The following is a 25,438-nucleotide window of genomic DNA, read 5'->3' as shown; positions in this document are numbered from 1 at the left end:
TCGCCCTGTCTTCGCCGGCCTTCGTCTTGCCGGCAAGCGGCGCGTGAGAATTTCGAGGCAATCCGAAACAGGAGCAGGCGATGACGCAGATCAGGGCGATGACCGAACAGGATGTGGCGCCGGCCTCGCGGCTCCTGGGCGGATCCTGGCGCCGGACCTACTCGCCGATCCTGGGCGCCGAGACCACGGCGCGGCTGTCGGATGACAAGCACGCGCCAGAGCGGCTGGCGGCGGAGTTGCGCGACAACAACAAGATGTCCTTCGTGGCGGAACGGCCCGACGGCTCGATCGCCGGCTACGCGATGGCGGCGATGGACGAGCAGGGCGACGTCATGCTCGACCGGCTTCACATCGACCCCGGCGAATTCGGCACGGGCCTGGCCGCCGACATGCTGCACGCTGTGCTTGCCGCCCATGCAGGCATTGCGAGCATCGCGCTGGAAGTGATCGAGGGCAACGACCGGGCAATCGCCTTCTACCACAAACATGGGTTTCAGGTGGTCGAGAAGCGGGCGGCCGCGCATGGCGTGGGGGGCCACGCGTCGCTGATCATGCGCAGGCTGCTGTCGAGGGCGTAGAGGAAGGGAATAAGGCAAATAGGGCAGTAGGAGAAAATGATGGCGCGGAGCGAGCGCATACCTACTGCCCTACTGCCCTACTGCCCTACTGCCCTACTGCCCTACTGCCCTACTGCCCTACTGCCGGAATGCGGGTCGATGCTGTAGGGATGAACGGGGTAGCCTGGACCGATGGCCTCCTGCACCCGATCCGTCCAGGCCATGAATGCCGGATAGTCCGCGAGAGAGAAGCCGCAATCCTGCGCCCGGTGGCTGTAGGCATAGACGGCGATATCGGCGATGGTGAAATCGTTGCCGACAAGAAACGGCGCTGCGGCAAGGCTGCGCTCCAATGCGGCAAGCGTGCGCACGCCGGCATCGCGCTTGCCGGCGACCATCGCCTGGTTGCGCTCCAGCCGCCCGGTAAGCGTCCAGTAGCGTAACGAGCCGATGACCGGCTCGACATAATACTGCTCGAAGAACAGCCATTGCATGACTTTGCCGTGCCGAAAACGGTCCGCCGGCAGCAAGGGCGTGCCCTGCGCGAGACTGATGAGGATGGCATTCGATTCAGCGATGGCACGCCCATCCTCGAGTTCGAGCACGGGGACGGCGCCGGCCGGATTGAGCTTCAGGAAAGCGTCGGTGTGGCTCTCGCCCTCGAAGATCGAGACCATGCGGCTTTCGTAGGGAATCTTGAGCAGCCCGAGCAGTACCCTGGCCTTCCAGCCGTTTTGCGACGGCAGATAGTCATGAAGCGTGAGCATGGCGGTCCCTTTCGTGCGACAGCCGGATTTGCATGTCAGAAGCGGGCCGCGCCACCCGATTCCCGCGCCAGCTCTATCCGAGCTTCGCCAGCTTGGCGGCGTGGCGAATGGCCAGCGCCGCGTCGGGGTTTGTCACAGGATAGCACGCGATGAAGCGTTCGACCGAAAAGCCCGGAAACTCTGTTCTCAAGCGAGCCACGGCGCCCGCCGCCTCGGCGGCTTGGCCCACTGACGCGTGCGCCAGCGCCAGGAACATAAGTGTGTTTGGCGAGTCCGGCGAACCCCTGCGCAGCGCGGCGATGGCTTGCCTGTGCCTGCCAGTGACGAACAGGATGCGGCCCAGCATGCCGAAATACCAGGGTGGCGCCAGCGGATTGAGGCGCATCGCGCGCTCGATGAGCGCAATTGCCTCCGTGGGGTCACCGACGACAAGAGTCCGGCTGCCGGCCAGCAGCACCAGCGTGTCGGCATGGTTGGAACCGTATTCGAAGGCGCGCCGATAGGCGCGCTCCGCCCCTTCGGGGTCGCCGAGGCAGGCTCTGAGATCGCAAAGGCAGGTGCAGGCGTGGCTGTCCGTCGGGTCGAGTTGCATGGCGTTTTCGATTGCCGTCCGCCAATTCTCGATCGAGCCCTGCACGTCGTCGCTGAACCCGTTGCAGGCCTCGATCGAATAGGCATAGGCAAGCTCGGTCCAGGCCCTGGCCAAGGTGGGATCGAGCTCCAGCGCCCGTGAAAGCAGGCGGATCGCCGCCACGTTGCCGCCGCGACTGAACGTGTTGTGCTGTTCGACGCCGAGCAGATAGCAGTCATAGGCCCGCAGACTGGCCGGCGGCTTGCGGCGAACCGCGTTGCGGCCGACCGTTGCGAGCGTACCGAAACTGCCGGCGAGCACATTGATGACGCTTTCAGTCAAGCTGTCCTGCAGCGTGAAAATGTCCTCGACCGGGCGGTCGTAGCGCTCGCTCCACAGGCTGACGCCGCTTTGTGCGTCGGCAAGCTGGATTGTCAACCGAACACGCAGGTCGTCCGCGCGCAACTGACCCGACACAACATAGGTGGCGCCAAGCGCCTTGCCGTCCTCAGCGAAGTCGGCGGGCTTGCTGCCTAGCACCTTCATGGTGTGGAAGGCGATGACGGGCAGGCCCGCGTAGCGCGCCAGGTCGATGGTGATGTCCGACGACAGGCCGTCGGCAAAGCGGCGCCAGCGCTCGTCGGAGTTCAGACATTCGATGGGGAATATGGCGAGCACCGGCGAAGTGTCAGGCAAAGGTAACAGCCCGTCCGTCCCGGCGCTGGAGGCGCCATGGATATGCGATGCCAGCGCTACCTTGTTGCGGACGCCAAGCTTGTCATAGATCGCGGCGAGATGGGTGCGGACGGTTGAGGGGGCGATGAATAGCGACTCGCCAATCTCGCGATAGGTCAGACCTGAGGCAAATTTTTCCGCCACCGCCCGCTCGCGGTCGGACAAGGGCTGCGCAGATGTCGCGACGCGGTTCATGGCAAATTCCTGCCACCGGATAGGCGCGGTTTCAACTGTTGCCGATGTAGAATACTACAAATGCGGGACCCCAAACACCGCATCTGCCCGATGGCACGGCAGCCGGCAGAGGCCCAGGCTCCAGCCATGCCCTCCGTACAGGGCATTGACGCCAAGGAGCAAACGATGAAAACCCTGCTGAACAACGTATCCGATTTTTACGACGCAGTGCAGCTGGATCTCCATAAACCGAGGGCCAGCGCAATCAGGCGCTCGGAGCGACAGCCCGGCCTGATCGGCCTAATTGTTGCGTGGGGCGAGCGCACCCGGTTTCGCGGTCAACTGGCTACGATGGCAAGGGACACGCCCGAACTGATCGACGACATCGGGCTGACCATGGCTGAGGTGAACGCGGAAATCGCCAAGCCGTTCTGGCGCCGCTGAAGGCATGAGCTGACCTATAGCCCCTCGCCCGCCCGCTTCAGGCCGAGCTGCGCAGCATCAGCTCGGCATTGAGCAGAATGCGCCCGCTGCCGGGTTTGGCGGCCTGGGATTTTTCATCCAGCCGCTCAAGCAGCAGTTCGATGGCGAGACGCCCGATCTCGTTGTAGTTCTGCGCCACTGTCGTGATCGGCGGGCAGGCATAGCGCGACAAGGGGTGGTCGTCATGGCCGGCAACCCTGAGATCGCAGTCCGCCCCGTGGCCCACTTTCAGGCCCAGCTGATAGGCGGCGGCGATGACGCCGAAGGCGACACGGTCGTTGGCGCAGAGCACCGTCTTGGTCGGAAAGCCTTGCGCCTTCAGGATACGAAGCGCTTCGTCAAAGCCGAACTTTTCGAAATCCCACGATCGTGCGTCGGCGACGGGCACGATTTCAGGCGTCATCTTCAACTGGTGCATGGCTTCGACATAGGCATCCTGCCGCGCCGAGGCGTTGTTGTTGACCAGCGGCATGGCGAAGTAGCAGGGCGGCTCGCCGGACCTGCAGAGATAGTCGACGATCAGCCTGAAACTCTGCCTGTTGTCGGTGCCGACGAATGAGGACGTCTCGTCAAGCGGCGAGTCGACATAGATCAGCGGGATGCTCGATCCGAGTTCGGCCAGGATCCGGTGGTGCGACTGCACGCCGAGCGGCGCGATGATGGCGCCGGCAATGTTCATCGACTTGAATGTCTGGATCGCCTGGTCTTCCATTTCGGCGCGTCCGTCGGACGACAGCACAAACGCCAGGAAGCCGGCTTCGTTGGCGATCAGCTCGATGCGGCGCGTCAGCGCCATGTAGAACGGATCGGTCGAATTCGGAATGATGACGCCCAAAATGTTGCTGCGGCGACGGTTGAGATTGACGGCGAACATGCTCGGCCGGAAGTCGGATTTCTTCAGCGCCGCCTCGATGGTGCCGCGCGTGTTTTTCCTGACCGAGCTGGGATCGTTGAAATATTTGGAAACCGTCGTGCGAGACAGACCGACAAAGGCCGAGAAGTCCTCCATCGTCCTGATCGTCTTTGCCATTTGCCGGCCCCCTGTTCGACCTTCCCCGTCCCTGTCTACGTGAGTCACCATCTTGCGCAAAGCAGCAAGGTTTCACCCGTGGTAGTGCCAGTTTGCCGGTTCATGACGTGCCGCGCATCCTCGCTCAAATGTCCGCGGAAAATTGTACTTTCATCGTCGCCGGGTCGCCGCCGGCTTTGGCGAAAAACGGCAGCAATTCGGAAAGCGGCAGCTGGTGGCTGACCAGCCGCGCCATCGTGCCATCGTCGTGCCTGAGGATGTCGAGCGCCTGCGGGATGTTGCGGTTCAGCGAATGCGACCCCGCCAGTCTGATCTGCCGGCGGAAGATCTCGAACGGGGCGACCGAGATCCTGGCATTGGGCGCGCAGACGCCGAAGACAAGTGCTGTGCCGCCATCGGCGGTGAAGCCGATCATGCCCTCGACCACCTTGGCGACACCGGTGGCGTCGGCGACGAAATCGAAGCCGCGCGCCCGTGCCGACAGCGCCTGCGATCCGGACACCAACGGCTCCAACCCGAGCGCCTCTGCGAAGGCAAGCCGGGGCTCGCTGATGTCGGCGACCGCAACCTTTGCCACCCCCCTCGCCTTCAGCGACAGCGCCAGCAGCAGGCCGATCGGCCCGGCGCCGAAGACCAGCGCGGTGCCGGGCATGCGCTGCTCGATGCCGGCGGCGCCGAGACCGTTGAGGACACAGGCGAGCGGCTCGGCAAGTGCTGCGGTGGCGAAATCGAGATCGCCGATCCCATGCAAATGGTCGACGGCAACCAGGCTGAACTCGGCGAAGCCGCCATCCGCGGTCACGCCATAGGCTTTCAGGCTGGCGCACAGATTGGTGAGGCCTTTCCTACAGGCGGGGCAATGCCCGCACGGGATGTTGGGATCGACGGCGACCCGGTCGCCGGGTTTGACGCTGGTCACATCGTCGGCGATCGCCTCCACCGTGCCGGCATATTCATGACCGGGAACCAGCGGAAACGCGCCCTCTCCGTAGCGGCCATGCAGCACCTCGATGTCGGTGTGGCAAAGCCCGGCGGCACGGACCCGCACCAGAGCGTGCCCCGGCTTGATTCCTGGCAGGTCCAGCTCCGCCATGCCGGCAACGCCCGCAGCGGTAAATCGGATGGCCTTCATTTCGGTTTCCCCTTGAGGACGTGGCTCAGGAGCGGTCAGCTCATCCAGTTGCCGCCGTCGACATTGTAGGTCTGCGCCAGGATGTAGTTGCTGTCGGACGAGGCCAGGAAAACGGCAAGGCCGGCAATATCCTCCGGCTGCGCGAAACGACCGATCGGCACGGACTTGGCCACCGCCGCCTTCTTCTCGCCCGGCTTCAGGCCCTCCCAGCGGGCGAAGTGGGCATCGACGACATCCCAATGCTCGCCGTCGACGACGCCGGGCGCGATAGCGTTGACATTGATGCCGTGCTTGACCAGCGCCAACGCCGCCGACTGCGTCGCCGAGATGATCGCGGCCTTGGAGGCGCAGTAGAGCGTCACCAGCGCCTCGCCGCGGCGACCGGCCTGGCTCGCCATGTTGATGATCTTGCCGCCGCGGCCGCGCTTGATCATCACATTGGCCACCGCCTTCATCATGAACAGCGGCCCCCTAAGATTGATGGCGAAGACCCTGTCATAACTGGCTTCGGTGATCTCGGTGATCGGCGCCATGTCGAAGATGGCCGCATTGTTGACGAGGATGTCGATGCCGCCGAAATCGCGGTCGACCGCGGCGACGACGCCTTCGATCGCATCGAGGTCGGTGACGTCGAGCTTGACGGCGCTGGCCGAAGCGCCGATTGCGGCGGCCGCCCGCGTCGCGCGATCGATGTCGATATCGGCAATCACCACTCTGGCGCCTTCGCGCGCATAGGCTTGCGCAAAACCGAGGCCAATGCCGCGCGCACCGCCGGTTATGAGGGCAATCTTGTTCTTCAGTCTCATTTCAATTCTTTCCAATATTTCTCGAAAAGATGTAGCGCCGAATGGCGGCTGGCGCGACTTGCAAGCGCCTTTGCGGAAAGCACGGACCCGCTGTGGACGGGTCCGTGCTTCCTCCGGGCCTGCTGCAACGGGAGGTTTTTTCAGGCCCGGATCGCCAGGGGCGGCACGCACCGCCCCTGGCTTGAACGCGCCTATTTGATGTAGCCCGCCTCCGTCATCGTCTTCTCCACCGCGGCCTGGGCGCCGTTCAGCACATCGTCGACGGACTGCTGGCCGGTGACCGCGGCGGCAATCGCCTGGCCGACCTCGGTTCCGATGCCCTGGAATTCGGGGATGGCGACGAACTGGATACCGGTATAGGGAACCGGATCCTTGGTCTGCTTGGTCGGATCGGCGGATTCGATCGCCGAAAGCACCGTCGCGGCGAAGGGTGCCGCCTTCTGGTAGTCGGCGCTGGCATAGGTGGACTTGCGCGTTCCCGGAGGCGCCGCGACCCAGCCTTCGGTCTCGCCGACGCGCTGGACATAGGCTTTCGAGGTCGCCCACTTGACGAAGGATTTTGCTGCATCCGCCTTCTTGGTCGAGGTCGGGATGGCCAGGCTCCAGGCCCAGCCCCAGGCCGACCCGTTTGGCGTGACCGCCACCGGCGCCTTGGCGAAGGCAACCTTGTCGGCGACCTGGCTTTGCTTGGGATCATAGACGCGACCCGCCGCGGACGTGGCATCGATCCACATGGCGCAATGGCCGGAGGCGAACAAGGTCTGGTTCTCGTTGAAGCCGTTAGAGCTGATTCCCGGAGGTCCATCCTTCTTCATCGTGTCGACATACCAGCCGATCGCCTTCTTCCAGGCGTCCGAATTGAGCTGTGGCTTCCAGTCCATGTCGAACCAGCGGCCGCCGAACGTGTTCACCAGCGTGCCGACAAAGGCCATGTTCTCGCCCCAGCCAGGCTTGCCGCGCAGGCAGAGACCATACTGCTCCTTCGACTTGTCGGTGAGCTTGTCGGCGAATTCCGTGATCTGGTCATAGGTCGGCTGCTCCGGCATCTTCAGGCCGGCGGCGTCGAACAGATCCTTGCGGTAGAGCGTGAAGGAGCTCTCGGCGTAGAACGGCACGGCGTAGAGCTTGCCGTCGACGGTGAGGCCACTGCGCACCGGCGCGATCAGATCGTCATAGTCATAGTCGTCGCCGAGATCGTTGAGCGATGTCAGCCAGCCGGCCTTGCCCCAGATCGGCGTCTCATAGCCGCCGATGGTCAGGACGTCGAACTGGCCGCCCTTGGTGGCGATGTCGGTGGTGACCCGCTCGCGCAGCACGTTCTCCTCGAGCACCACCCAGTTGACCTTGTTTCCGGTCGCCTTCTCCCACTCGGGCGACAGCTTCTGCATGATGATCATGTCGCCATTGTTGACCGTCGCAACCGTGATCTCCTCGGACAAGGCGGCACCCGCTGTCAGTGCCGACGCGGCGACCGACAGGCCAAGAATTCCCATACGCTTACCAATTGGCATTTCGTCTCCTCCTTTACGAATGCGCATGTGTAAGTGAACATGCGTGTATATTTTATTGCGCTTGGAGACCCAGGAGTCAAGCTGCGCAAGGCCTGATATTTGGCACCTCGCCTAGGCTCGTTGCATGATGGCTCACCGTTCGGCGCATCAGGAAAGCCGCGCGCGATGCAAAGAAAGTGAACGTACGTGCAGTTTGTGTTGACTTCGCTCGCGGTGCGATTTACCTCGGCTACATCAGGGCGCTATCGTCGCACGCCGCCACGATCGGCGTTCGCTACCGCTGGGGGAGAGAAGGAATTGCAAGCATGAGCCTGTCCCGCCGAAGGGAGATCGCCGCCGAGACCGCGGGTCCGACGATTGCCGCCGGCGAAATCCTGGTCGAGATCATGGCGACGGACCGAGGCCAGGGCTTCCTCGAACCGCTGACGCTTGTCGGCCCCTACCCGAGCGGCGCGCCGGCGATCTTCATCGACCAGGTGGCAAGGCTCGGCGGCGGCGCCGGGCTCATCGGCTGCGTCGGCCGCGACGATTTCGGAACGATCAATCTGGACAGGCTAAGACGCGACGGCGTCGATGTCTCAGCGGTTGATGTCAGCGACCGCTACCCCACAGGCAGCGCTTTCGTGCGCTACCGGCCCGATGGTGGCAGAGACTTCGTCTACAACATCGCCGAATCCGCCGCCGGGCAAATCCGCCTCACCAGCGAGGCGCGCCAGTTGGCGGACAGGGCCGGCCATCTGCATGTCATGGGATCCACTCTGTCCGTGGCCGGGCTGAAGGAGATCGTTGCCTATGCCTTGAAAGCGGTGCGCGCCCGCGGCGGCTCGACCTCCTTCGACCCGAACATGCGCAAGGAACTCATCGACGGCGCCGACGGGGCGCAATTCGCCGCTCTGGTCGACGATGCGGACCTGCTGCTGCCCTCCGGCGACGAATTGCTTGCCGCGGCAGGCGTCGATGACGAATGCCAGGCGGTGAAGGCGCTGATATCAAGGGGCGTCGGCGAGATTGTGCTGAAGCGCGGCGCTGCCGGCTCTTCCTATTTCGGCAGCGACGGCAGCAGGATCGACTGCCCCGGCTTCGTGGTCGAGGAAGTTGACCCGACCGGCGCCGGCGATTGTTTTGGCGCGACCTATCTGACCTGCCGGCGCAAGGGCATGGAGCCTGGCAAGGCGCTGCTCTATGCCAATGCCGCCGGCGCCCGCAACGTCACGCGGCGCGGCCCGATGGAGGGCACCGCCGGCTTCGACGTGCTTGACGATTTCATCACCGGGACCGCGAGAGCGACATGAGAGCCAATCCGCTTGCAGGCCTCGCCATCGCGCGACGAAACGGATCGCCTTACGGCATCACCTCGATCTGTTCGGCCCACCCGCTGGTGATCCAGGCGGCCATACGGCGTGCCGTCAACGACAAGGAAACCGTCCTGCTGATCGAGGCGACCTGCAACCAGGTCAACCAGTTCGGCGGCTATACCGGGATGACGCCGGACCTGTTCATCGCCTTCGTGCTGGAGATCGCCAGCCGGGAAGGTCTCGACCCCTCGCGCATCATCTTCGGCGGCGACCATCTCGGGCCGAACCCGTGGCGTGCCGAGCCGGCGTCGCAAGCTATGAGCAAGGCCGAAGCCATGGTCACGGCCTACGTCTGGGCCGGTTTCAGCAAGATCCATCTCGACGCCTCGATGGGCTGCGCCGGCGAGCCGGCGGCGCTCGACGACGAGACCATCGCCACGCGGGCGGCGCGGCTGGCCAAGGCGGCGGAAAAGGCGGCGCGTGCGACCGGCGGCGCCTTGCCGGTCTACATCATAGGCACCGAGGTCCCTGCCCCCGGCGGCGTCGACCATACGATCAGCGACCTGAAGCCCACCGAAGCGGCGGCGGCGCGGCGCACGATCGCGGTGCATCGCGAGATTTTTGCCAGGGAAGGCCTGAGCGAAGCGTTCGGCCGCGTCATTGCCGTGGTGGTGCAGCCGGGCGTCGAATTCGGCAGCCAGAATGTTGTTCCCTACGCGCCCGCGGCGTCGAAGGCGCTGACCGGATTGCTCGACGAGGAACCGTCGCTCGTCTACGAGGCGCATTCCACCGACTACCAGAGCCGGGCGGCGCTGACCGCGCTGGTCGATAACGGCTTTCCCATTCTTAAGGTCGGTCCCGGCCTGACATTTGCCTTGCGCGAGGCGCTTTACGGGCTCGACCTGATCGCCTCCGAAATGGTCGCGGACTACGGCGAGCGGTCGCTGGCCCGCACTATGGAACGCGTGATGCTGGCAGCACCCGGCCATTGGCACAGCCACTATCACGGCGACAAAGCGAACCTCTTTCTGCAGCGGCACTACAGTTACAGCGACCGCATCCGCTATTACTGGAGCAACCCCACCGCCGGCGTCGCCGTCGGCCGCCTGCGCGAGGTGCTCAACGGCGTCAACATCCCCGAAACGCTGATGCGGCAGTACCTGCCGATGCTGCCGGCCGGGCTTGGACCAGCGGGCAACCCCGAGGCCATTCTGCTCGCGGCGGTCGATCAGGTGCTGGCCGACTATGACGCGGCTTGCCGTGAGGCCTGAGCACGGCGCAGGCAGGTAGAAATTCACCGGTTGTTGCGGCCGATCACATCGGCTACGCGACAGCTTGTTGCCATCCAACATCGGCGTGTCCGGCGCAGCGACCACCTGTTTTCGATTTCAGCATAAAATCAGCATCCGTTCAGGACGCGACGGCTTTGTCGCGGCGATGCTCTTCGGGACCCAACCCTACGAGCGCGCCCAATTGCCGCCACCAACCCTGGAGATCGATCATGCATGTGAAGGCTGAAGGACCCTTTCTCCCGTCAATTCTGGCGCGGGAAGAAGTGCACCGGATCCTGTCGACGGGCAGTGTCGAATTCTGCGGCGGCGAGACCGCGCAGATGCTGGCTTATCTCGACCGGCTGACACCCACCGAGGCAACCACCAGCAGAGGCGGCCAACGGCAAGGTCTTTGGCTGCGCCTTTCCAGTATCTTTCGGGCTTGACCTCGCCTACTTCTGCGGCTCCGATGATCGCCGCGCAATGACGCGCGCGGCGATGGTGCAACGGCTTGGCACAACAGATCGGCAGCTCGGTTCTCGATCTCGACCGCGGAACGCTCCGGCGTGACGGCGAGATCGTGCCGGTCAGGCCGAAGACCTTCGACCTGCTGGCCTTCCTGGTGCGCAATCCCGGCCGTGTGCTGACCAAGGACGAACTGTTGCAGGCGGTCTGGCCCAGCACCTTCGTGACGGAGGATTCGCTCACCCAATGCATCCGCGACGTGCGCAAGTGCATAGGCGACGAGGCGCAGTCCGTGATTCGCACCGTGCCCCGGCGCGGTTACATGCTCCAGGCTGCCGACGACAGCCTCGCCGCTTCGCCGTCGCCGGCCACCGCTGCGGTTCGGGTCGGACGGATGCCCGAGCCGATGGTGGCCATCCTGCCATTTCGCATCAACGTTGCCGATGCGGCGGCAAAGCCGCTCTTCGATGGCGCGGTGGAGGAGATCACCAATGCGCTTTCCTATTTCAAGACCATAGTGGTGCTGGCGCGTCATTCGGCCTTCGCGCTTGCCGAATACTCGGCCGGGGATATCTGGGCGACCGCAGAGCGTCTGGGCGCCGACTATGTCGCGGAAGGCAGCGTCGAAAGCGCCGACGATGGCTACAGCACGCACGTCGTCCTGTCCGAGACAGCGTCCGGCCGGCGCGTCTGGGCGCAGACATTCCCGTTCAGGACAAGCGAGATTTTCGCTTTTCAAAGGATGGTGGCGCAACGGATTGCAACCGCGCTGGTCTCCAATATCGAAAGCGCTGTCATGCGGCGCAGCCAGCCTGCACCCGCCGCCAATGTCGAGGCCTATCTCCACCTGTTGCGTGGCATGGCCCTACTGCGCAGCTATGGCGAGGGAGTCAACGAGCAAGCCCGCGAACATCTCATGAAGGCGATCGAACGCGACCCGGATTCGGGGCTCGCGCACGCCTATCTCGCTTTGGCCGACTTGATCATTGGCGGCTACGCCACTGCGCCGCGCGCCGTGCTCGATCAGGCACGGGACCAGGCCCTGCACGCCACGGCGCTAAGTCCCGACGAGGCCCGCTGCCACCGGATACTGGCGCTCATCCTGATGTACAGGGATCGAGACGACTACGACGCGGCGGCGCGGCATTTCGCGCGCGCGCTGGATCTCAATCCCTACGATGCCGACACGCTGGCCCAAACCGGCTTTTTCCAGGCCATTCGCGGCAATGGCGAGACCGGCTTAGCGCTACTCGACCAGGCCATCCAGCTCAATCCGATGCACCCGGCATGGTACTATTTCGACAGGGGCGAAGCCTTGCTCGTCGTCGGCCGCTACGGGGAAGCAGCCGCCGCCTTTTCATGCCTGCCACGCAAGGATGCGTGGCATTGGGGGCGGCTTGCGGCATGCCATGCTCTTGCAGGCGAAATCGATAAAGCCAAGGCTTGCGCCAGGGAGGGATGCCAACTCGAGCCTGGTTTGACGGTGCAGGGAATCCTAGCTGACCTTCGCCTCGAACGTATCGAGGACCGGGAACGGGTCCGGTCCGGCCTTGAACGTGCCGGCTGGGATGAAGCATCGATGCCGGAAACATGAAAACAGTCCTGTTCTCTCTCCTGTTCGCGACCTCACTCCTGGCGTCGCCGGCGCGCGCCGACTGGAAGCCGATCGAAAAGGTCGAGACCTACACCATCACAGGCCAGACCGGCCCCGAACTCTATGCCACGATCGGCGAGCGCGGGCCTTTGCTTGGCAAGGGCCGCGTCATCGCGCACACCAATTTCAAGCTGACCTGGACCAGGGACTACAGGCCGCAAGGCAATGCCTGTGTGCTCAGGTCGGCGCGACCGAAGCTGGTCATCACCTACACGTTGCCCAAGCCGGCCGGGCCGCTCGCCCCTGCCATGCAGAAGAGCTGGGAGACTTTCGCCGCCGGGCTCGCCGCGCATGAAAAGGTGCATGGCGCAGCCATCGTCGAAATGGTGCGCAAGATCGAAGCAATCAGCGTCGGTCTGACCGTCGCCGGTGACCCCGGCTGCAGCAAGATCAGGACCGAACTGACCAGGCAGCTCGCCGAAATCTCGCTGGCGCAGCGGCAGGCGAGCCGCGATTTCGACCGGGTCGAATTCGGCCCCGGTGGGAATCTGCAGAAGCTGGTGCTGGCTTTCGTGAATGGGGGATAGTGCGTGAGGCTTGCGGGACAGCGCGCCCCTCTGTCCTGCCGGACATCTCCCCCACAAGGGGGGAGATCGGCGGCCCGTCAAATCGCGCGAATGATCCCACCATCGACGCGGATGTTCTGGCCGGTGATGTAGCCGGCGCCTTCGGAGGCAAGGAAGGCGATGGTTGCGGCAATCTCCTCCATTGTGCCGTAGCGCTGCATCGGCACGCTGTCGCGGCGCTCCTCGGTGGCCGGCAGGCTGTCGATCCAGCCGGGCAGCACATTGTTCATGCGCACATTGTCGGCGGCGTAGGTGTTGGCGAAGATCTTGGTGTAGGCGGCAAGGCCGGCGCGGAACACGGCCGAGGTCGGGAACATCGGGCTCGGTTCGACCACCCAGGCCGTCGAGATGTTGATGATGGCGCCGGCCTTCTGCTTGACCATCTGCGGTGCCACGATGCGCACTGGCCGGATGACGTTGAGCAGGTAGACGTCCATGCCGGTGTGCCACTGCTCGTCGGTGATTTCGAGGATCGGCGCGCGCGGTCCGTGGCCGCCACTGTTGACCAGCACGTCGATGCGGCCAAAGCGCTCGAGCGTCAGGTCGACAAGCCGCTGCAGATCGTCATTCGACTGGTTGGAGCCGGTGACGCCGAGGCCGCCAAGCTCCTTGGCCAGCGCCTCGCCCTTGCCGGATGAGGACAGGATAGCGACCTTGAAGCCATCCGCGGCCAGACGCTTCGCCGCCGCCGCGCCCATGCCGCTGCCGCCGGCCACCACAACAGCCACTTTTTCTACACTCATATTTTCTCTCCGTGCGGGTTTTGCGGCGTATGTCTTGCGCATTCAAAGGATGGTATAGCTGGTTTTCTCCACCGGTTCGAACCAGAAAGCCTGAATTCAAGCAGTAGAAAAACTCCTGGATGCCCGAAGCCTTCCACAGCCTGCCGCCGTTGAATGCGCTGCGCGCCTTCGAAGCCGCCGCGCGTCATCTCAACTTCCGCATTGCCGCGCAGGAACTGAACGTGACGCAAGGTGCCGTGGCGCAGCATATTCGCGGGCTGGAGGCCGATCTCGGGGCAAAGCTGTTCGAGCGGCTGCCGCGCGGCCTGGCGCTGACCGATGAGGGCCGCGCCTATGTGCCGAACATCCGTCGCGCCTTCGACCTGATCTCGGAAGCCACCTTGCTGCTGCGGCCCGAGCCGGCGCGGCTGACGATCAGCGTCACGCCGAGCTTTGCCACCAAATGGCTGATTCCGAAACTGCCGGAGTTCGTGGCGCACAACCCGCTGGTCGATTTGCGCATCCTGGCCAGCGAAAGCCTGTCGAGCTTCCAGAGCGACGGCGTCGACATTGCGGTGCGGCAAGGCCGTCCGCCCTTCGGCCCCGGCCTGATGGTGGACCTGTTGTTTCCACAACAGATCGTCGCCGTCTGCAGTCCGGCGCTGCTGCCGAGCGGTGCGAAAGAGATCGCGCCGGCCGATATCCAGCATCATGTGCTGCTGCACGATGCGCACAATCTGTGGCCGGAATTCATGGAACAGGCACTCGGCCAGAAGATGACGACCGAGGCAAAGCGCATGCGCTTCAACCAGACCGGACTGGCGATCGACGCGGCCATTGCCGGCCAGGGCATCGCGCTGGCCAGCCGCTTTCTCGTCGCCGCCGACATCGCGGCCGGCCGGCTGACGCAGCCGCTCAGTGCGGAAATGCGCGGCACGCAGGATTTTTATGTCGTGGTGCCGCGCAAGCAGCGCCACCCCGAGCCGACGCAAGCCGTGCGGCAGTGGTTGCTGGATGAGGGGCGGGGGTCGGACTGAAGGCTTTGGCTCGCGCCGTCGATCGACAAACATCAAGGTAGCGGAAGCGTCCAGAATAGCCGATCTCCCCCCTTGCGGGGGAGATGTCCGGCAGGACAGAGGGGGGTGTGAAGGAACGCCAACGTTGGACTTCGTCCGTTCCCAACCGGATGCGGCGCCGCCGATTGGTTGACAGGCTGAGGGACAGCCCCCCTCTGCCCTGCCGGGCATCTCCCCCACAAGGGGGGAGATCGGCCGTCACTCAATATGCTCGGCGCGCAGCGCCTGCTTCATCTGCTCCAACGCCGCGTCGCCACCTGCCGCCAGTTCGTCGGCGATCCTCGCCAGCTCGCCGTCGGCGTTGCGGTGTTTGCTGCCCCAGGCGCCGAGCGTCGCCAGCACCGGCAGAAGGTCGATACCGGCCGCGGTCAGGCGGTAGATTGCCTTTAGTTTGTGGGTGGGATCGCCGCTCCTGGTGATGATGCCCTCCTCCTGCAACGTCTGCAGCCGCTCGGCCAGCGTGCGCGACGAGATGCCTTCGTCGGACAGCAGGAACTCCCTGAAGTGCTTCTTGCCCGCGAAAATCAGGTCGCGAACGATCAGCAGCGTCCAGCGGTCGCCGAGCAGTTCGAGCGACAGGTTGATCGGGCAGCCGGATTTTTCCATGGTCGACATTTTATAGTTCCATTTTTAAATCACTTTACTATTGACATCATTTTGGCGATGCGTCAATAGTTCCAAATGTAAACCATTGGTGCCGACCAGGTCGGCTTTCGGGAAGAGGGCGAAATGTCATGGAACATCGGGACCACACCGCGAAAGCCAACGCCTCGGCCAGGACGATCGTCGTCGTCGGCGCCACCAGTGAGGTCGGCGCCGAGGCCGCCGCAATGCTGGCGAAGCAAGGCCATGGCGTCAGGCGCGTTGCACGCAGCCTCGGCGTTCCGCTTGACGATGCCAGCGCGCTTGGAACCGCTTTCTCGGGCGCCGACAGCGCCTATGTCATGATCCCCTTCGATGTCCAGACGCCGGATCTGCACCGGTTCGAAGACGAGGTCGGCGCCAGGCTGGCGGCTGCCATCGCTGGCTCCAGCGTGCGCCGGGTGGTGCTGCTCAGCGGCCTCAACGCCCACCTCAAGATGGGAACCTCGCTTGGCGCAGCGATGATGGAGGAGCGTCTCGATGCGCTCGGCCTCGACGAGCTGGTGCATCTGCGCGCGTCGTTCTTCATGGAGAATTTCGTCAAAGGCATGGGCTTCATCGAACAGTCCGCGTCCGGTGTCTTCGCCACCCCGTTCCGCGGCGACCTGCCGATGCCGCTGATCGCGGCAAAGGATATCGGGCAGCGTGTCGCCGCCTTGCTCGGCGCCGAGGATTTTCCGTCCGATCGCGTCATCGAATTGCAGGGCGGCGGCCACTACACGCTGGCTGAGGCCACAGCGATCCTCGGCAAGGCGATCGGCAGGCAAGTGTCCTACCAGAGCGTGCCCCTTGCCGACGCCAAAGCCGGCATGGTCGGCAACGGCATGTCGGCCAGTTTCGCCGATGCGCTGATCGAGACGGCGACCAGCTTCAACAAGGGCGAGCGTTGGGCGTTGGAGCAGCCTTCTGCGCGCAACACCACGCCGACGACTTTTGAACGCTGGGCGCAGGAATTTGCCCAGGCGCGCGACCTGGCCGCCTAGACATCGGATCGAACAAGGAGAGCGCCGATGAGAAAGCTGATCCTTCAGATGCAGATGTCGGTCGACGGTTTTGTCGGCGCCGCCGGCGGTGAACACTGGCAGCTCTGGGAATGGGGCGGCAATTGCCCGTGGGACGACGCGTTGAAGCAGGATTTCAACGCCGTGTTCGCCGGCTTCGACACTATCCTGCTCAGCCGCAAGATGGCCGAGGAAGGCTACCTCACCCATTGGGGCAATGCGGCCAAAAACTATCCGCGCGACGGTTTTTATGCCTTTGCGCAGCGCATCGTCGACGCTGACAAAGTGGTGCTGAGCGACAAGCTAAAGGCATCGCGGTGGGAGCGCACCACGGTCGCCAGCGGCGACCTGCCGCGCGAGGTCAACGCGCTGAAGGCCGCCAAGGGCGGCGACGTCGCCGTGTTCGGCGGCGCCGGCTTTGCCTCGGCGCTGATTGCGGCCGGGCTGGTCGATGAATTGCAGCTGTTCATCAACCCGGCCGCACTTGGCGACGGCGAGAGGATCTTCGACCAAAGCGGGTTCAGGCAGCTGCGGCTGCTCGGATCGAAGGCCTATGCCTGCGGCATGGTGGTCAACCGCTACGCTCCTGCCGGCTAGATTCTGGACGGAACGCTTTCCTGAAATTGCTCAGACCACAGCCACGATGACGTGTGCCTGAATTTTGGCGGCAACCGCGCCGCTGCCATGTCTGGCTGCAAGCGCGGCCTCGGCATGGTCGGTTGCGGCGTCCAGTTTTCCTCTGGCCTCGATTTCGTTGCGAAGGGGCGTTCCCTGGCAATAGGCAACGGCCGGAATGCGCGGCGACGAGGCACGGCTTTGTTCGGCTCTCGTCTCGATCACCACATGGGAGAACCCTGCGTCTTCCAGATCGCCGCGGATCAGTGCCTTATCGTGGTAGCCGTGCGGCGTGCGGGCCAGAAAGCGCGGCGGATCGTTCGGAAAAATCTTTGCCAGAGCATTCGTCACATCATCGGCAAAGACATTCTCCTCGATGCGATCCCATACGTTGAACAGCAAATGGCCTCCGGGCTTCAAGACGCGCCTTGCCTCGCGGTAGGCGGATGTGCGGTTGGGAAAGAACATCGCGCCGAACTGACAACAAACGAGATCGAAGGCGGCATTTTCAAACGGCAACGCCATCGCATCGGCCTGACGCCATGTGATGCGACTGTCGGGCGCTTGTTGCGCAGCGGCGTAGTCGAGCATCGGCTGGTTGAGGTCGGTTACGACATAGCTTGCGCCTGAGGCCAGCTTTGGCGCCAGTGCGCGGGTGACAACCCCGGTGCCCGCGGCGATCTCCAAAACGGCGACGGGCGACAGGGATGCTGCTCGTCGTGCAAGATCCGCGGCGAACGGCTCGAAAATCAACGGCACCATATAGCGGTCGTAGTTTTCCGGAATCGAGCCGGCAAATACCTTGTCCGTTTCCGTCATTGCTATCCCCCTGCCGTCCGATGGCCGGCGAGACTAGCATACAAATTTTGTCTTGGGTCGCTTTCGACCGAAAGGTGCCACACTCGCGAAAACAAGGCCCTAGAATGTGATCTTCACCGAAGCTGCACTGCGCGCCGCCGGCCCATGAAACACAGCCTCAATGTTGTTGCCGTCGGGATCGAGCAGGAAGGCGGCGTAGTAGCCAGGGTGATAGGGCCGCGCGCCCGGCCCGCCATTGTCGATGCCGCCGGCGTCGAGACCGGCCTGGTAACAAGCGTCGACCATGGCGCGGTCCCGGGCCTGGAAGGCCAAATGATGGCGCCCGGTCAGCTGCCCCCTCGCCGCCCGGCTGTCGATGCTGGAGATGAACAGTTCGTCGGCCCAGAAATAGTCCTCGGCCTCACCGCCGATCGGAATACCGAGCACCTTGAAAACGGCTTCGTAAAACCGCCGGCTGGCCGGGATATCTTTGACCACCAGCTGGATGTGGTCGACAAGACGGCCGCGATGAAGCTCCATGAGCGATATCTCCCGATTCACAAGACCGGAAACCTATAGTCGAAACGCGCCTCGTCAATTCGGTAGAGCATTTTTGTGCATCGCCACGCCGACTGGATAATAAATGCAACCGGATTGTCGGATTTGGTTTCTCGCCAACGTCCTTCGGACGCAAGCGGCGCGACGGAGCTCGAAAAAGTCGCGCCGTGTGGACATGATGTTGGGAGAAAAGCATGAACCTTTCCTATCGTTGGGTCATCGTGGCGGCCGGCGCCCTGATGAGCTGTGTCGCCATCGGGGCGATGTTTTCGCTGGCGATCTTTCTCGAGCCGATGTCGCTCGACACCAACTGGTCGCGCGCCGGCATATCGAGCGCGATGACGCTGAATTTCCTGGTCATGGGCGTCGGCGGCTTCGCCTGGGGCGCCATCTACGACCGCCTCGGCGCCCGCCCGGTCGTGCTGGTGGGTGCAGCACTCCTCGGGCTGGCACTGGTGCTTGCCAGCCAGGCCGGCTCGCTGCTGAGCTTCCAGCTCACCTATGGCGTGCTCGTCGGTCTCGCAGCCAGCGCCTTCTTCGCACCGATGATCGCGCTGACCACCGCCTGGTTCGACACCAACCGCAGCCTGGCGGTGTCGCTGGTTTCGGCCGGCATGGGTGTGGCGCCTATGACCATCTCGCCCTTCGCGCGCTGGCTGATCACGGCTTATGACTGGCGCACTGCCATGTTCGACATCGGCATCATGGCCTGGGTTCTGCTTTTGCCGGCGGTGCTTCTGGTGCGGCAGCCGCCCAAGCTTGTCGCCAATGATGCTGCCTCAGGCCCTGTCGCCGACGGACACAGCATGTCGGTCGGTCAGGCGTTGCGCTCGCAGCAATTCATCGTGCTCGGCCTCACCTTCTTCGCCTGCTGTGCGGCGCATTCCGGCCCGATCTTCCACATGGTGAGCTACGCCATGCTGTGCGGCGTCGCACCGATGGCGGCGGTCACGATCTACAGCGTTGAGGGCCTGGCCGGCCTCGGCGGCAGGATATTGTTCGGCGTGCTTGGCGACAGGCTCGGCGTCAAGCCTGTGCTGATCACCGGGCTGGTGATCCAGGCGGTCGTGATTGCCGCCTATCTGGCCGTCAGCCAGCTTAGTCAATTCTACATGCTGGCCGTCATCTTCGGCGCCACCTATGGAGGCGTGATGCCGCTCTATGCGGTGCTGGCGCGCGAGTATTTCGGGCCGCGCATCATCGGCACGGTGTTCGGCGCGGCGGGCATGTTGTCCAGCCTCGGCATGGCCTTCGGGCCGCTGGCCGGCGGCATGGTGTTCGACGCCTACGCCAACTATTCCTGGCTGTTCATCGGCTCGGCCATTGTCGGGCTGGGCGCAGTGGCAATCGCCATCGCCTTCCCACCGCTGCCAAGCCGGCAGTTGCAGCCGGCATAGGCCGTGCAAGACAATGGCCGCTCCGGGAGCGGCCATTGTTCCAAGATTTGTGGCCGCTCCCGTTGCCGAGCGCCATCGAAACGGCGCGATCTGTGGTATTCTGGCCGGGCACAATCCGGGAGCCAGCGCATTGACCAAAAGCGTGGAAGCCGAAGACGACAGAGGCTGGTCGAGCCTGCTGGTCGCCGCCGAGAGAGGCGATGCGGAAGCCGTGCAGTCGGAACTGGCGGCCGGCGCCGATATCAACCAGGCGGATGAAGGCGGCTGGTCGGCGCTGCATCTTGCGGCTCTCAATGCCCACACGGCGACGGTCGAAGCGTTGATAGAGCACCCGGAAATCGACGTGAATTCCAGAAACAAATGGAAGAGCACACCGTTGAGCCTTGCCGCGGCCAAGGGCCATTTTGCCCCCATCTCGGCTCTCGTCAGACACCGCGCAATCGACATCAACGCACGCGCCGACTATTACGGCCGCACCGCGCTGATCGAAGCCGCAAAGAACGGGCATCTGGACGTCGTGAAGCTGCTCGTGGAGCATGGCGCCGATGTCAACCTCATGGACAAGACGGGGCGCAACAATGCGCTGATCGAGGCCATCAAGGGACGGCATTTCGCAATCGCGGAATACCTGCTGGAGACCCGGAAGGTGAACTTCCTCAACCGGGATATGCGACTGAACGCCATGATCTGGGCGGGAAGCTGCCACAACCCTCGATTCATCGAAAAGCTGGAAGCCGCCATCAGCAATTTCTTCGACGGCAAGTGACCGAAGCGGAGCGGCTCCGCATATGACACCCGTAACGGGGCAGGCTTCGGGCCGGATCGCCGTTAGCACGTTGATAAGCATTTGGTAATAAAAGCCGGGAATGAACAGCAGGCTCGATCCGGCGTGTATGATGCCGTCGTTCTCAACGAGTCGGTGACATGCGCATTAGAAGCCAGATCATTCTCAGCATGATGAGCGCCGCGGCCCTCATCGGGCTGGTTGGCGGCGTCGCCATTGTTACGCAGAAGGCTGCGACCAACTCGCTGGGTTTGACCGAAGCGACCAACGTCGCGCGGGAACTGGCCGACACCATCATCTTCAAATCATCCGACGGCTCACCTTCACTGTTCGAGCGGCCTGACGCGCTGCGCGAATTCCTGGAGTTGCAGCACCATCGCTCGCTGCGGGATTTCGTCGTCGTCGACCGCAACAAGACCGTTGTCGCCCATGCCGCCGACGAAGACCATCGTATCGGCTCCCGGTTCGATCATGATCCCAACAACGAAGTCGGCCAAACCCTGGCGGACGGTGTGGCGCGCAAGTTTTCCGATCCCCATGAGGAAAACGACATACTGGCCGTCCCGATACAGCCTGCCGAGGGTACGATCGCCGGCGCCGTGCTGCTGGAATACGATCCCCTGCTGCGCGCCGCCGAACGGCGCACCAACGACATGCTCTGGCTGGTTGGCCTCAGCGCGGCGGCCGCAATGCTGGTTGCTGCGGCGTTCGCATGGCTGCTGCTCAGCCGTTTCGGCGCCGGCCTTTCAGACATGATGCGCGGCATGCAATCGCTGGCAAAGGGCGATGCCATGACGCGCATAGATCACACCCGCAAGGATGAGTTCGGACAGTTGGCGCTTGGCTTCAACACGATGGCCGACCAGCTTGCCTCCGCAAAGGCTCACATCGAGGATATCGTCGAGACGGCGGCCGAAGGCATTGCCGTGCTGGACGCCGACGACCGCATCGCCAGCGTCAATCCGGCGGCGGCGGCGATGATCGGACGGCGCGCCGACAAGATCGTCGGGCAGGACTGGGCGTCGGTGATGACAATGCGCGATCCGAGAGGCGGTGAGTTCGCCAGCGGAGCGTCGCCTGTCGAGCAGGCCTTGACCACCGGCCGCCAGCACCAGAGCGAAGTGCGCCTGGCCAAGTCGGATGGCTCGCATGTGCCGGTGATCGCGAGCTGCAGTCCGCTCAGCCGCTCCGACGGCGGTCTCGTGCTGACGCTGAGCGACATCAGCGAGCTGCGCCGCGCCGAAGGGGTGGTCAACGAGCGTGCCGACCAGCTGGCCGTGCTCAACCGTGAGCTGCACGAGAAGTCGGAGACCACGACCCGCCTGGTGAAGCTTGGCGAGCTGCTGCAGGCCTGCGTGACTTTCCCCGAAGCGTTTTCAGTGGTCGGTACCGCCATGGCCGAGTTCCTTGGTGGCTTGAGCGGAACCGTCCACTTGACCAGCGCCTCGCGCAATCTGGTCGAGGAAATGGCGCATTGGGGCGATATTCGCTCGAGCGTCGGGCAATTTGCCCCGGAAGACTGCTGGGCCTTGAGACGCGGCCAGGAGCATGTTGCCGGCCCGGGCATGCTGACGCCGCGCTGCGCCCATATCACCGAGAACGGCAAGAAGGGCTATGTCTGCATGCCGCTGGCGGCGCAAGGCGAGACGCTGGGTATCCTGCATCTGTGCGAGCCGAATGCAGCGGAGAGACCGCAATGGCTGGCTGAAAGGCAGCAGATCCTGCGCGGCGTCGTCGACACGCTGGCATTGGCGCTGGCCAATCTGCGCCTGCGCGAGACGTTGCGGCAGCAATCGATCCGCGACCCCAACACCGGCCTGTTCAATCGGCGCTATCTCGAGGAGACGAGCAGCCGCGAACTGCGCCGGATGGAGCGTTCGGCCCAACCGCTGACGATCATCATGCTCGACGTCGATCATTTCAAGCAGTTCAACGACACGTTCGGCCACGAAGCCGGCGACCTCGTCTTGAAGCAGGTCGCCGCTGCATTGATCGAACACGCGCGCGACAGCGATGTCGTGTCGCGCTACGGCGGCGAGGAATTCGCCATCGTCATGCCGGGATGTTCGCTCGAAGAGGGTGCGGAGCGGGCCGAAGCGCTGCGCCAGGCGATCAGGCAGCTTCACCTGACGCATCGCGGCCGCACGCTGGGCACCGTGACGGTCTCGTTCGGGGTTGCCGCCTACCCCGAACATGGCGCGGGCTGGGCTGAAATCACCAATGCCGCCGATCATGCGCTCTACGAAGCCAAGGGCGAAGGACGCGACCGCGTCGTCGTCGCCAAAAGCGGTGCGCCCAGCGAGCGGCCCTCGATCCAGCTGGTATCTGCCGCCGCGAAAGCGACTGTGGACAGCAAGGGCTAACTTGCTGCCCTCGCTGTCCGAACTGCAATCAGCGCTGATATACTGTCTCTCGCCGTCACGCGTGGCCATCAGGGCCATTGGAGCCGTGCCAGGCTCGCGAATGACGCCCGGCTGATTGGGTGAACTGGTGAAATACGCATGACGCAACTCACAAGCACCCTTACCTGTCCCCATTGCGGACATCGGGCTGCCGAAACGATGCCTACCGATGCCTGCCAGTTCTTCTATGACTGCAAGGGCTGCGGCACGTTGCTTCGGCCGAAGGCGGGGGACTGCTGCGTCTTCTGCTCCTACGGCGATGTGCCGTGTCCGCCGGTCCAGGAGGCGCGTGGACGGCTGGCGTCCTGCGGTAATGGGGATTGTCATCGTTGACGAGATCGCGCCATGGCGTGCCGAGCGGGCCTGATGTCGCAGTGTTGGGCGATCACGGGCTTGGGACTTGCAAAAGAAGCACTTTGCGGCCAGCCTAAGGGCATCATGGCCGGGCTTTCGCCAAAACATCTCTTCGTCATGCTGCTCGCGGCCTTCCTGACCGCCGGGTTCAGCCTGTCCGCCGCTCAGGCCAGCGTGATGACGGCAAAGATGGCGATAGCCGCCGATGACGGCATGGCCATGCCTTCCGATACCGGCATGAACAAGATGGCAGCCGATGCCACCATGACCGGCGATTGCAAGGCATGCCTCAAGGATGCTGGCGGCAGCGACAATCCGATGCACTGTTCGCCGACCTGCATCGCGCCAGTGCTCGCTGTGCTGCCGCAAGCTGTCGTGATGACGGCGGTTTCGCCAGTGCAGCAGCCATCGGCCCTGGCCGCCCCGTTCCTGCGCGGGCGAAGTTCCCTGCCCGACCCTTACCCTCCCAGACCCAGCGCCTGAGCTGACGCCCAAGTCCCTGCCCGAGGCAGGGACTTTCGCGTCCGATCGTCTTTGCACGCGTTCAGCGTGCCACGACCAATTCGCAGATCTCAATGACGAGAACCGATGCAGCTCTGCTCCATCGGTCTCGCGGGTCCAAAAGGTTCAAAGTGAACACCGATTTCAGTTTTGCTCTCTCGCGCCGCGGATTTCTCGTCGCGGCGGCGGGTGCTGCCGTGTCCGCTTCGCCGCGTCCCGCACGCGCGTCCGCCGTCGACGAACGCCAGATCAAGGTCGCACCGGATCAAGCGCGATTCAGAGGCGCGAACGGACCGTCTACCGCTATCTGGGCCTATGACGGTACCATTCCCGGCCCGACGCTGCGACTACGACAGGGTCAGCCAGTCCGCATTACCGTCCAGAACGGACTGTCGGAAGACACGACCGTCCACTGGCATGGCATCCGCCTGCCGAACGCTATGGACGGCGTACCAGGCCTGACCCAGCCACCCATCAAGCCGCGCGAGACCTTCGTCTACGAATTCACACCGCCTGATGCCGGGACCTTCTGGTATCACCCCCACACTGACAGCCTGGTGCAGCTCGGCCGCGGGCTAGCTGGACCGCTCATTGTCGAGGAGGCGGAGCCTATCGCCGTCGACCGCGACCTTCTGTGGCTGTTGCAGGACTGGCGACTCGCCAGCGATGGCCAGATCGCCGGCGGTTTCGGCGGCACGATGGATGCGTCAATGTCCGGCCGCGTCGGCAACGTCGTCACCATCAATGGCGCGGCGCCGGCCGACCTCGGCGTCAGGGCTGGCGAGCGCGTCAGGCTACGGCTCGCCAATGCCGCGCTTGCCCGCATGATGGCGCTGCGCTTCGAAGGCCACCGTCCGGTCATCGTCGCCATCGACGGCCAGCCTTGCGATCCGCACGAGCCGGAGGACGGCCGTCTCGTGCTGGCGCCGGCTATGCGCATCGACATCGAGCTCGATATGCAGGGCGATCCGGGCAGCCGGCATGCCGTGATCGATGACTTCTATGAGGGCCTTGCCTATACGCTGACCACTCTTGCCTATGACAAGGCGCCGCCGCTCAGGGCGCATCCGCTCGACGCGCCGCTGGCTTTGCCGCGCAATCCGCTGCCCGAACCCGACCTGGCGAACGCCGTGCGCCAGGAGATCGTGTTGCAAGGCGGCATGATGGGCGGCGGCAAGCTCGCCGGCGTCGGCGGCATGATAGGCATGGGGATGCCCGGCATGAACGGCGGTGCTGCCTGGGCGATCAACGGCATGTCGATGACAGGCGACGGCCGTGCCGGCATGGTGCCGCAGTTCACGCTCGAACGGGGCGCCTCTTGCCACCTCACCATTCGCAATGAAACAGCTTGGTGGCACCCAATGCATGTCCACGGCTTCAGCATGCTGGTGCTGTCGCGCAACGGCGCGCCGGTGCCGCACCGGCAGTGGCAGGACACGGTGCTGATGGCCCCCAAGGATGTGATCGAATGCGCCTTCGTCGCCGACAATCCCGGCAACTGGATGCTGCACTGCCATGTCGCCGACCACCAGATGGCCGGCTTGATGACCGTGTTCCGAGTGACCTGAACC

The 25,438-nt window shown here is 63.9% G+C and carries 26 protein-coding genes; 16 read left to right on the top strand and 10 right to left on the bottom strand.

Annotated elements, in window-relative coordinates; genetic code table 11:
* Positions 1–80 precede the first annotated feature (80 nt).
* Positions 81–578, top strand: a complete 498-nt coding sequence (locus AC1DX6_RS21005) for a GNAT family N-acetyltransferase (protein WP_477316827.1) — start codon at positions 81–83, stop codon at positions 576–578.
* 101 nt (positions 579–679) lie between these two features.
* Here the strand turns inward: AC1DX6_RS21005 and AC1DX6_RS21000 are convergent, their stop codons facing one another.
* Complete coding sequence (locus tag AC1DX6_RS21000; protein ID WP_477316825.1) at positions 680–1,324, bottom strand: glutathione S-transferase family protein; 645 nt, start codon at positions 1,322–1,324, stop codon at positions 680–682.
* A gap of 73 nt (positions 1,325–1,397) precedes the next feature.
* Positions 1,398–2,825 carry a LuxR C-terminal-related transcriptional regulator gene (locus AC1DX6_RS20995; RefSeq protein WP_477316823.1) on the bottom strand — a complete coding sequence of 476 codons (1,428 nt, stop codon included), beginning with the start codon at positions 2,823–2,825 and terminating at the stop codon, positions 1,398–1,400.
* 165 nt (positions 2,826–2,990) lie between these two features.
* On the opposite strand from AC1DX6_RS20995, the gene AC1DX6_RS20990 reads away from it, so the two are divergent.
* On the top strand, positions 2,991–3,248 hold the full coding sequence (locus AC1DX6_RS20990) for a DUF1127 domain-containing protein (RefSeq protein WP_477316821.1): 258 nt from the start codon (positions 2,991–2,993) through the stop codon (positions 3,246–3,248).
* A gap of 37 nt (positions 3,249–3,285) precedes the next feature.
* Here AC1DX6_RS20990 and AC1DX6_RS20985 read toward each other — a convergent pair whose 3' ends face one another.
* The 4 genes from AC1DX6_RS20985 to AC1DX6_RS20970 all read right to left on the bottom strand — a co-directional run bounded on the left by AC1DX6_RS20985 (position 3,286) and on the right by AC1DX6_RS20970 (position 7,766).
* Complete coding sequence (locus AC1DX6_RS20985) at positions 3,286–4,296, bottom strand: LacI family DNA-binding transcriptional regulator (protein WP_477317154.1); 1,011 nt, start codon at positions 4,294–4,296, stop codon at positions 3,286–3,288.
* Between the two features lie 145 nt (positions 4,297–4,441).
* Positions 4,442–5,449: a zinc-dependent alcohol dehydrogenase family protein gene (locus AC1DX6_RS20980; RefSeq protein ID WP_477316819.1), complete on the bottom strand. Its 1,008-nt coding sequence runs from the start codon at positions 5,447–5,449 to the stop codon at positions 4,442–4,444.
* A gap of 35 nt (positions 5,450–5,484) precedes the next feature.
* On the bottom strand, positions 5,485–6,255 hold the full coding sequence (locus tag AC1DX6_RS20975) for an L-iditol 2-dehydrogenase (RefSeq protein WP_477316817.1): 771 nt from the start codon (positions 6,253–6,255) through the stop codon (positions 5,485–5,487).
* A 191-nt stretch (positions 6,256–6,446) separates the two neighbouring features.
* Positions 6,447–7,766, bottom strand: a complete 1,320-nt coding sequence (locus AC1DX6_RS20970) for an ABC transporter substrate-binding protein (RefSeq protein ID WP_477316815.1) — start codon at positions 7,764–7,766, stop codon at positions 6,447–6,449.
* A 305-nt stretch (positions 7,767–8,071) separates the two neighbouring features.
* Here AC1DX6_RS20970 and AC1DX6_RS20965 point away from each other — a divergent pair, with 305 nt between their 5' ends.
* From AC1DX6_RS20965 to AC1DX6_RS20945, 5 genes are all read left to right on the top strand, one after another.
* A complete protein-coding gene (locus AC1DX6_RS20965) occupies positions 8,072–9,058 on the top strand; it encodes a tagatose kinase (protein ID WP_477316813.1) in 987 nt (328 codons plus the stop codon).
* Complete coding sequence (locus tag AC1DX6_RS20960) at positions 9,055–10,332, top strand: D-tagatose-bisphosphate aldolase, class II, non-catalytic subunit (RefSeq protein ID WP_477316811.1); 1,278 nt, start codon at positions 9,055–9,057, stop codon at positions 10,330–10,332. The genes AC1DX6_RS20965 and AC1DX6_RS20960 overlap by 4 nt, the downstream gene beginning before the upstream one ends.
* Positions 10,333–10,562: 230 nt before the next feature.
* On the top strand, positions 10,563–10,778 hold the full coding sequence (locus AC1DX6_RS20955; RefSeq protein WP_477316809.1) for a hypothetical protein: 216 nt from the start codon (positions 10,563–10,565) through the stop codon (positions 10,776–10,778).
* A 65-nt stretch (positions 10,779–10,843) separates the two neighbouring features.
* Positions 10,844–12,391, top strand: coding sequence for a winged helix-turn-helix domain-containing protein (locus AC1DX6_RS20950; protein ID WP_477316807.1), 1,548 nt, complete (start codon positions 10,844–10,846; stop codon positions 12,389–12,391).
* On the top strand, positions 12,388–12,978 hold the full coding sequence (locus AC1DX6_RS20945) for a DUF922 domain-containing Zn-dependent protease (protein WP_477316805.1): 591 nt from the start codon (positions 12,388–12,390) through the stop codon (positions 12,976–12,978). The genes AC1DX6_RS20950 and AC1DX6_RS20945 overlap by 4 nt, the downstream gene beginning before the upstream one ends.
* Before the next feature lie 77 nt (positions 12,979–13,055).
* Here AC1DX6_RS20945 and AC1DX6_RS20940 read toward each other — a convergent pair whose 3' ends face one another.
* The gene (locus AC1DX6_RS20940; RefSeq protein ID WP_477316803.1) at positions 13,056–13,760 is read right to left on the bottom strand and encodes an SDR family oxidoreductase; all 705 of its coding nucleotides are present in this window, start codon (positions 13,758–13,760) and stop codon (positions 13,056–13,058) included.
* A gap of 119 nt (positions 13,761–13,879) precedes the next feature.
* Between AC1DX6_RS20940 and gcvA the strand changes: the two genes are divergently transcribed.
* Complete coding sequence (gcvA, locus tag AC1DX6_RS20935; protein WP_477316801.1) at positions 13,880–14,776, top strand: transcriptional regulator GcvA; 897 nt, start codon at positions 13,880–13,882, stop codon at positions 14,774–14,776.
* 237 nt (positions 14,777–15,013) lie between these two features.
* Here the strand turns inward: gcvA and AC1DX6_RS20930 are convergent, their stop codons facing one another.
* Positions 15,014–15,430: a winged helix-turn-helix transcriptional regulator gene (locus tag AC1DX6_RS20930; RefSeq protein WP_477316799.1), complete on the bottom strand. Its 417-nt coding sequence runs from the start codon at positions 15,428–15,430 to the stop codon at positions 15,014–15,016.
* 119 nt (positions 15,431–15,549) lie between these two features.
* Here AC1DX6_RS20930 and AC1DX6_RS20925 point away from each other — a divergent pair, with 119 nt between their 5' ends.
* Together AC1DX6_RS20925 and AC1DX6_RS20920 are read left to right on the top strand one after the other, a co-directional pair.
* Positions 15,550–16,440 carry an NmrA family NAD(P)-binding protein gene (locus tag AC1DX6_RS20925; RefSeq protein WP_477316797.1) on the top strand — a complete coding sequence of 297 codons (891 nt, stop codon included), beginning with the start codon at positions 15,550–15,552 and terminating at the stop codon, positions 16,438–16,440.
* Between the two features lie 27 nt (positions 16,441–16,467).
* Entirely contained in the window at positions 16,468–17,055 is a 588-nt protein-coding gene (locus AC1DX6_RS20920; protein ID WP_477316795.1) for a dihydrofolate reductase family protein, read from the top strand.
* A 30-nt stretch (positions 17,056–17,085) separates the two neighbouring features.
* On the opposite strand, the gene AC1DX6_RS20915 is transcribed toward AC1DX6_RS20920, so the two are convergent.
* Both AC1DX6_RS20915 and AC1DX6_RS20910 read right to left on the bottom strand, forming a co-directional pair.
* The gene (locus AC1DX6_RS20915; protein ID WP_477316793.1) at positions 17,086–17,892 is read right to left on the bottom strand and encodes a class I SAM-dependent methyltransferase; all 807 of its coding nucleotides are present in this window, start codon (positions 17,890–17,892) and stop codon (positions 17,086–17,088) included.
* 99 nt (positions 17,893–17,991) lie between these two features.
* Complete coding sequence (locus tag AC1DX6_RS20910; protein WP_477317152.1) at positions 17,992–18,420, bottom strand: VOC family protein; 429 nt, start codon at positions 18,418–18,420, stop codon at positions 17,992–17,994.
* Positions 18,421–18,623: 203 nt separating this feature from the next.
* Here AC1DX6_RS20910 and AC1DX6_RS20905 point away from each other — a divergent pair, with 203 nt between their 5' ends.
* The 6 genes from AC1DX6_RS20905 (at position 18,624) to AC1DX6_RS20880 (ending at position 25,435) form a co-directional block, all read left to right on the top strand.
* Positions 18,624–19,826 carry an MFS transporter gene (locus AC1DX6_RS20905; RefSeq protein WP_477316791.1) on the top strand — a complete coding sequence of 401 codons (1,203 nt, stop codon included), beginning with the start codon at positions 18,624–18,626 and terminating at the stop codon, positions 19,824–19,826.
* Complete coding sequence (locus AC1DX6_RS20900; RefSeq protein ID WP_477316789.1) at positions 19,753–20,592, top strand: ankyrin repeat domain-containing protein; 840 nt, start codon at positions 19,753–19,755, stop codon at positions 20,590–20,592. Before AC1DX6_RS20905 ends, AC1DX6_RS20900 begins: the two co-directional genes overlap by 74 nt.
* Before the next feature lie 158 nt (positions 20,593–20,750).
* Complete coding sequence (locus tag AC1DX6_RS20895) at positions 20,751–22,973, top strand: sensor domain-containing diguanylate cyclase (protein ID WP_477316787.1); 2,223 nt, start codon at positions 20,751–20,753, stop codon at positions 22,971–22,973.
* Positions 22,974–23,111: 138 nt separating this feature from the next.
* Entirely contained in the window at positions 23,112–23,345 is a 234-nt protein-coding gene (locus tag AC1DX6_RS20890; RefSeq protein WP_477316785.1) for a GDCCVxC domain-containing (seleno)protein, read from the top strand.
* A gap of 60 nt (positions 23,346–23,405) precedes the next feature.
* On the top strand, positions 23,406–23,849 hold the full coding sequence (locus AC1DX6_RS20885) for a hypothetical protein (protein ID WP_477316783.1): 444 nt from the start codon (positions 23,406–23,408) through the stop codon (positions 23,847–23,849).
* A gap of 149 nt (positions 23,850–23,998) precedes the next feature.
* Positions 23,999–25,435 (top strand): multicopper oxidase family protein, encoded by a 1,437-nt coding sequence (locus tag AC1DX6_RS20880; protein WP_477316781.1) that lies wholly within the window; start codon positions 23,999–24,001, stop codon positions 25,433–25,435.
* Positions 25,436–25,438: the final 3 nt, after the last annotated feature.

Source organism: Mesorhizobium sp. P2_C4, assembly GCF_056404575.1.
Note: the sequence above shows the minus strand (reverse complement) of the source record. Positions and strands in the feature narration are given on the sequence as shown.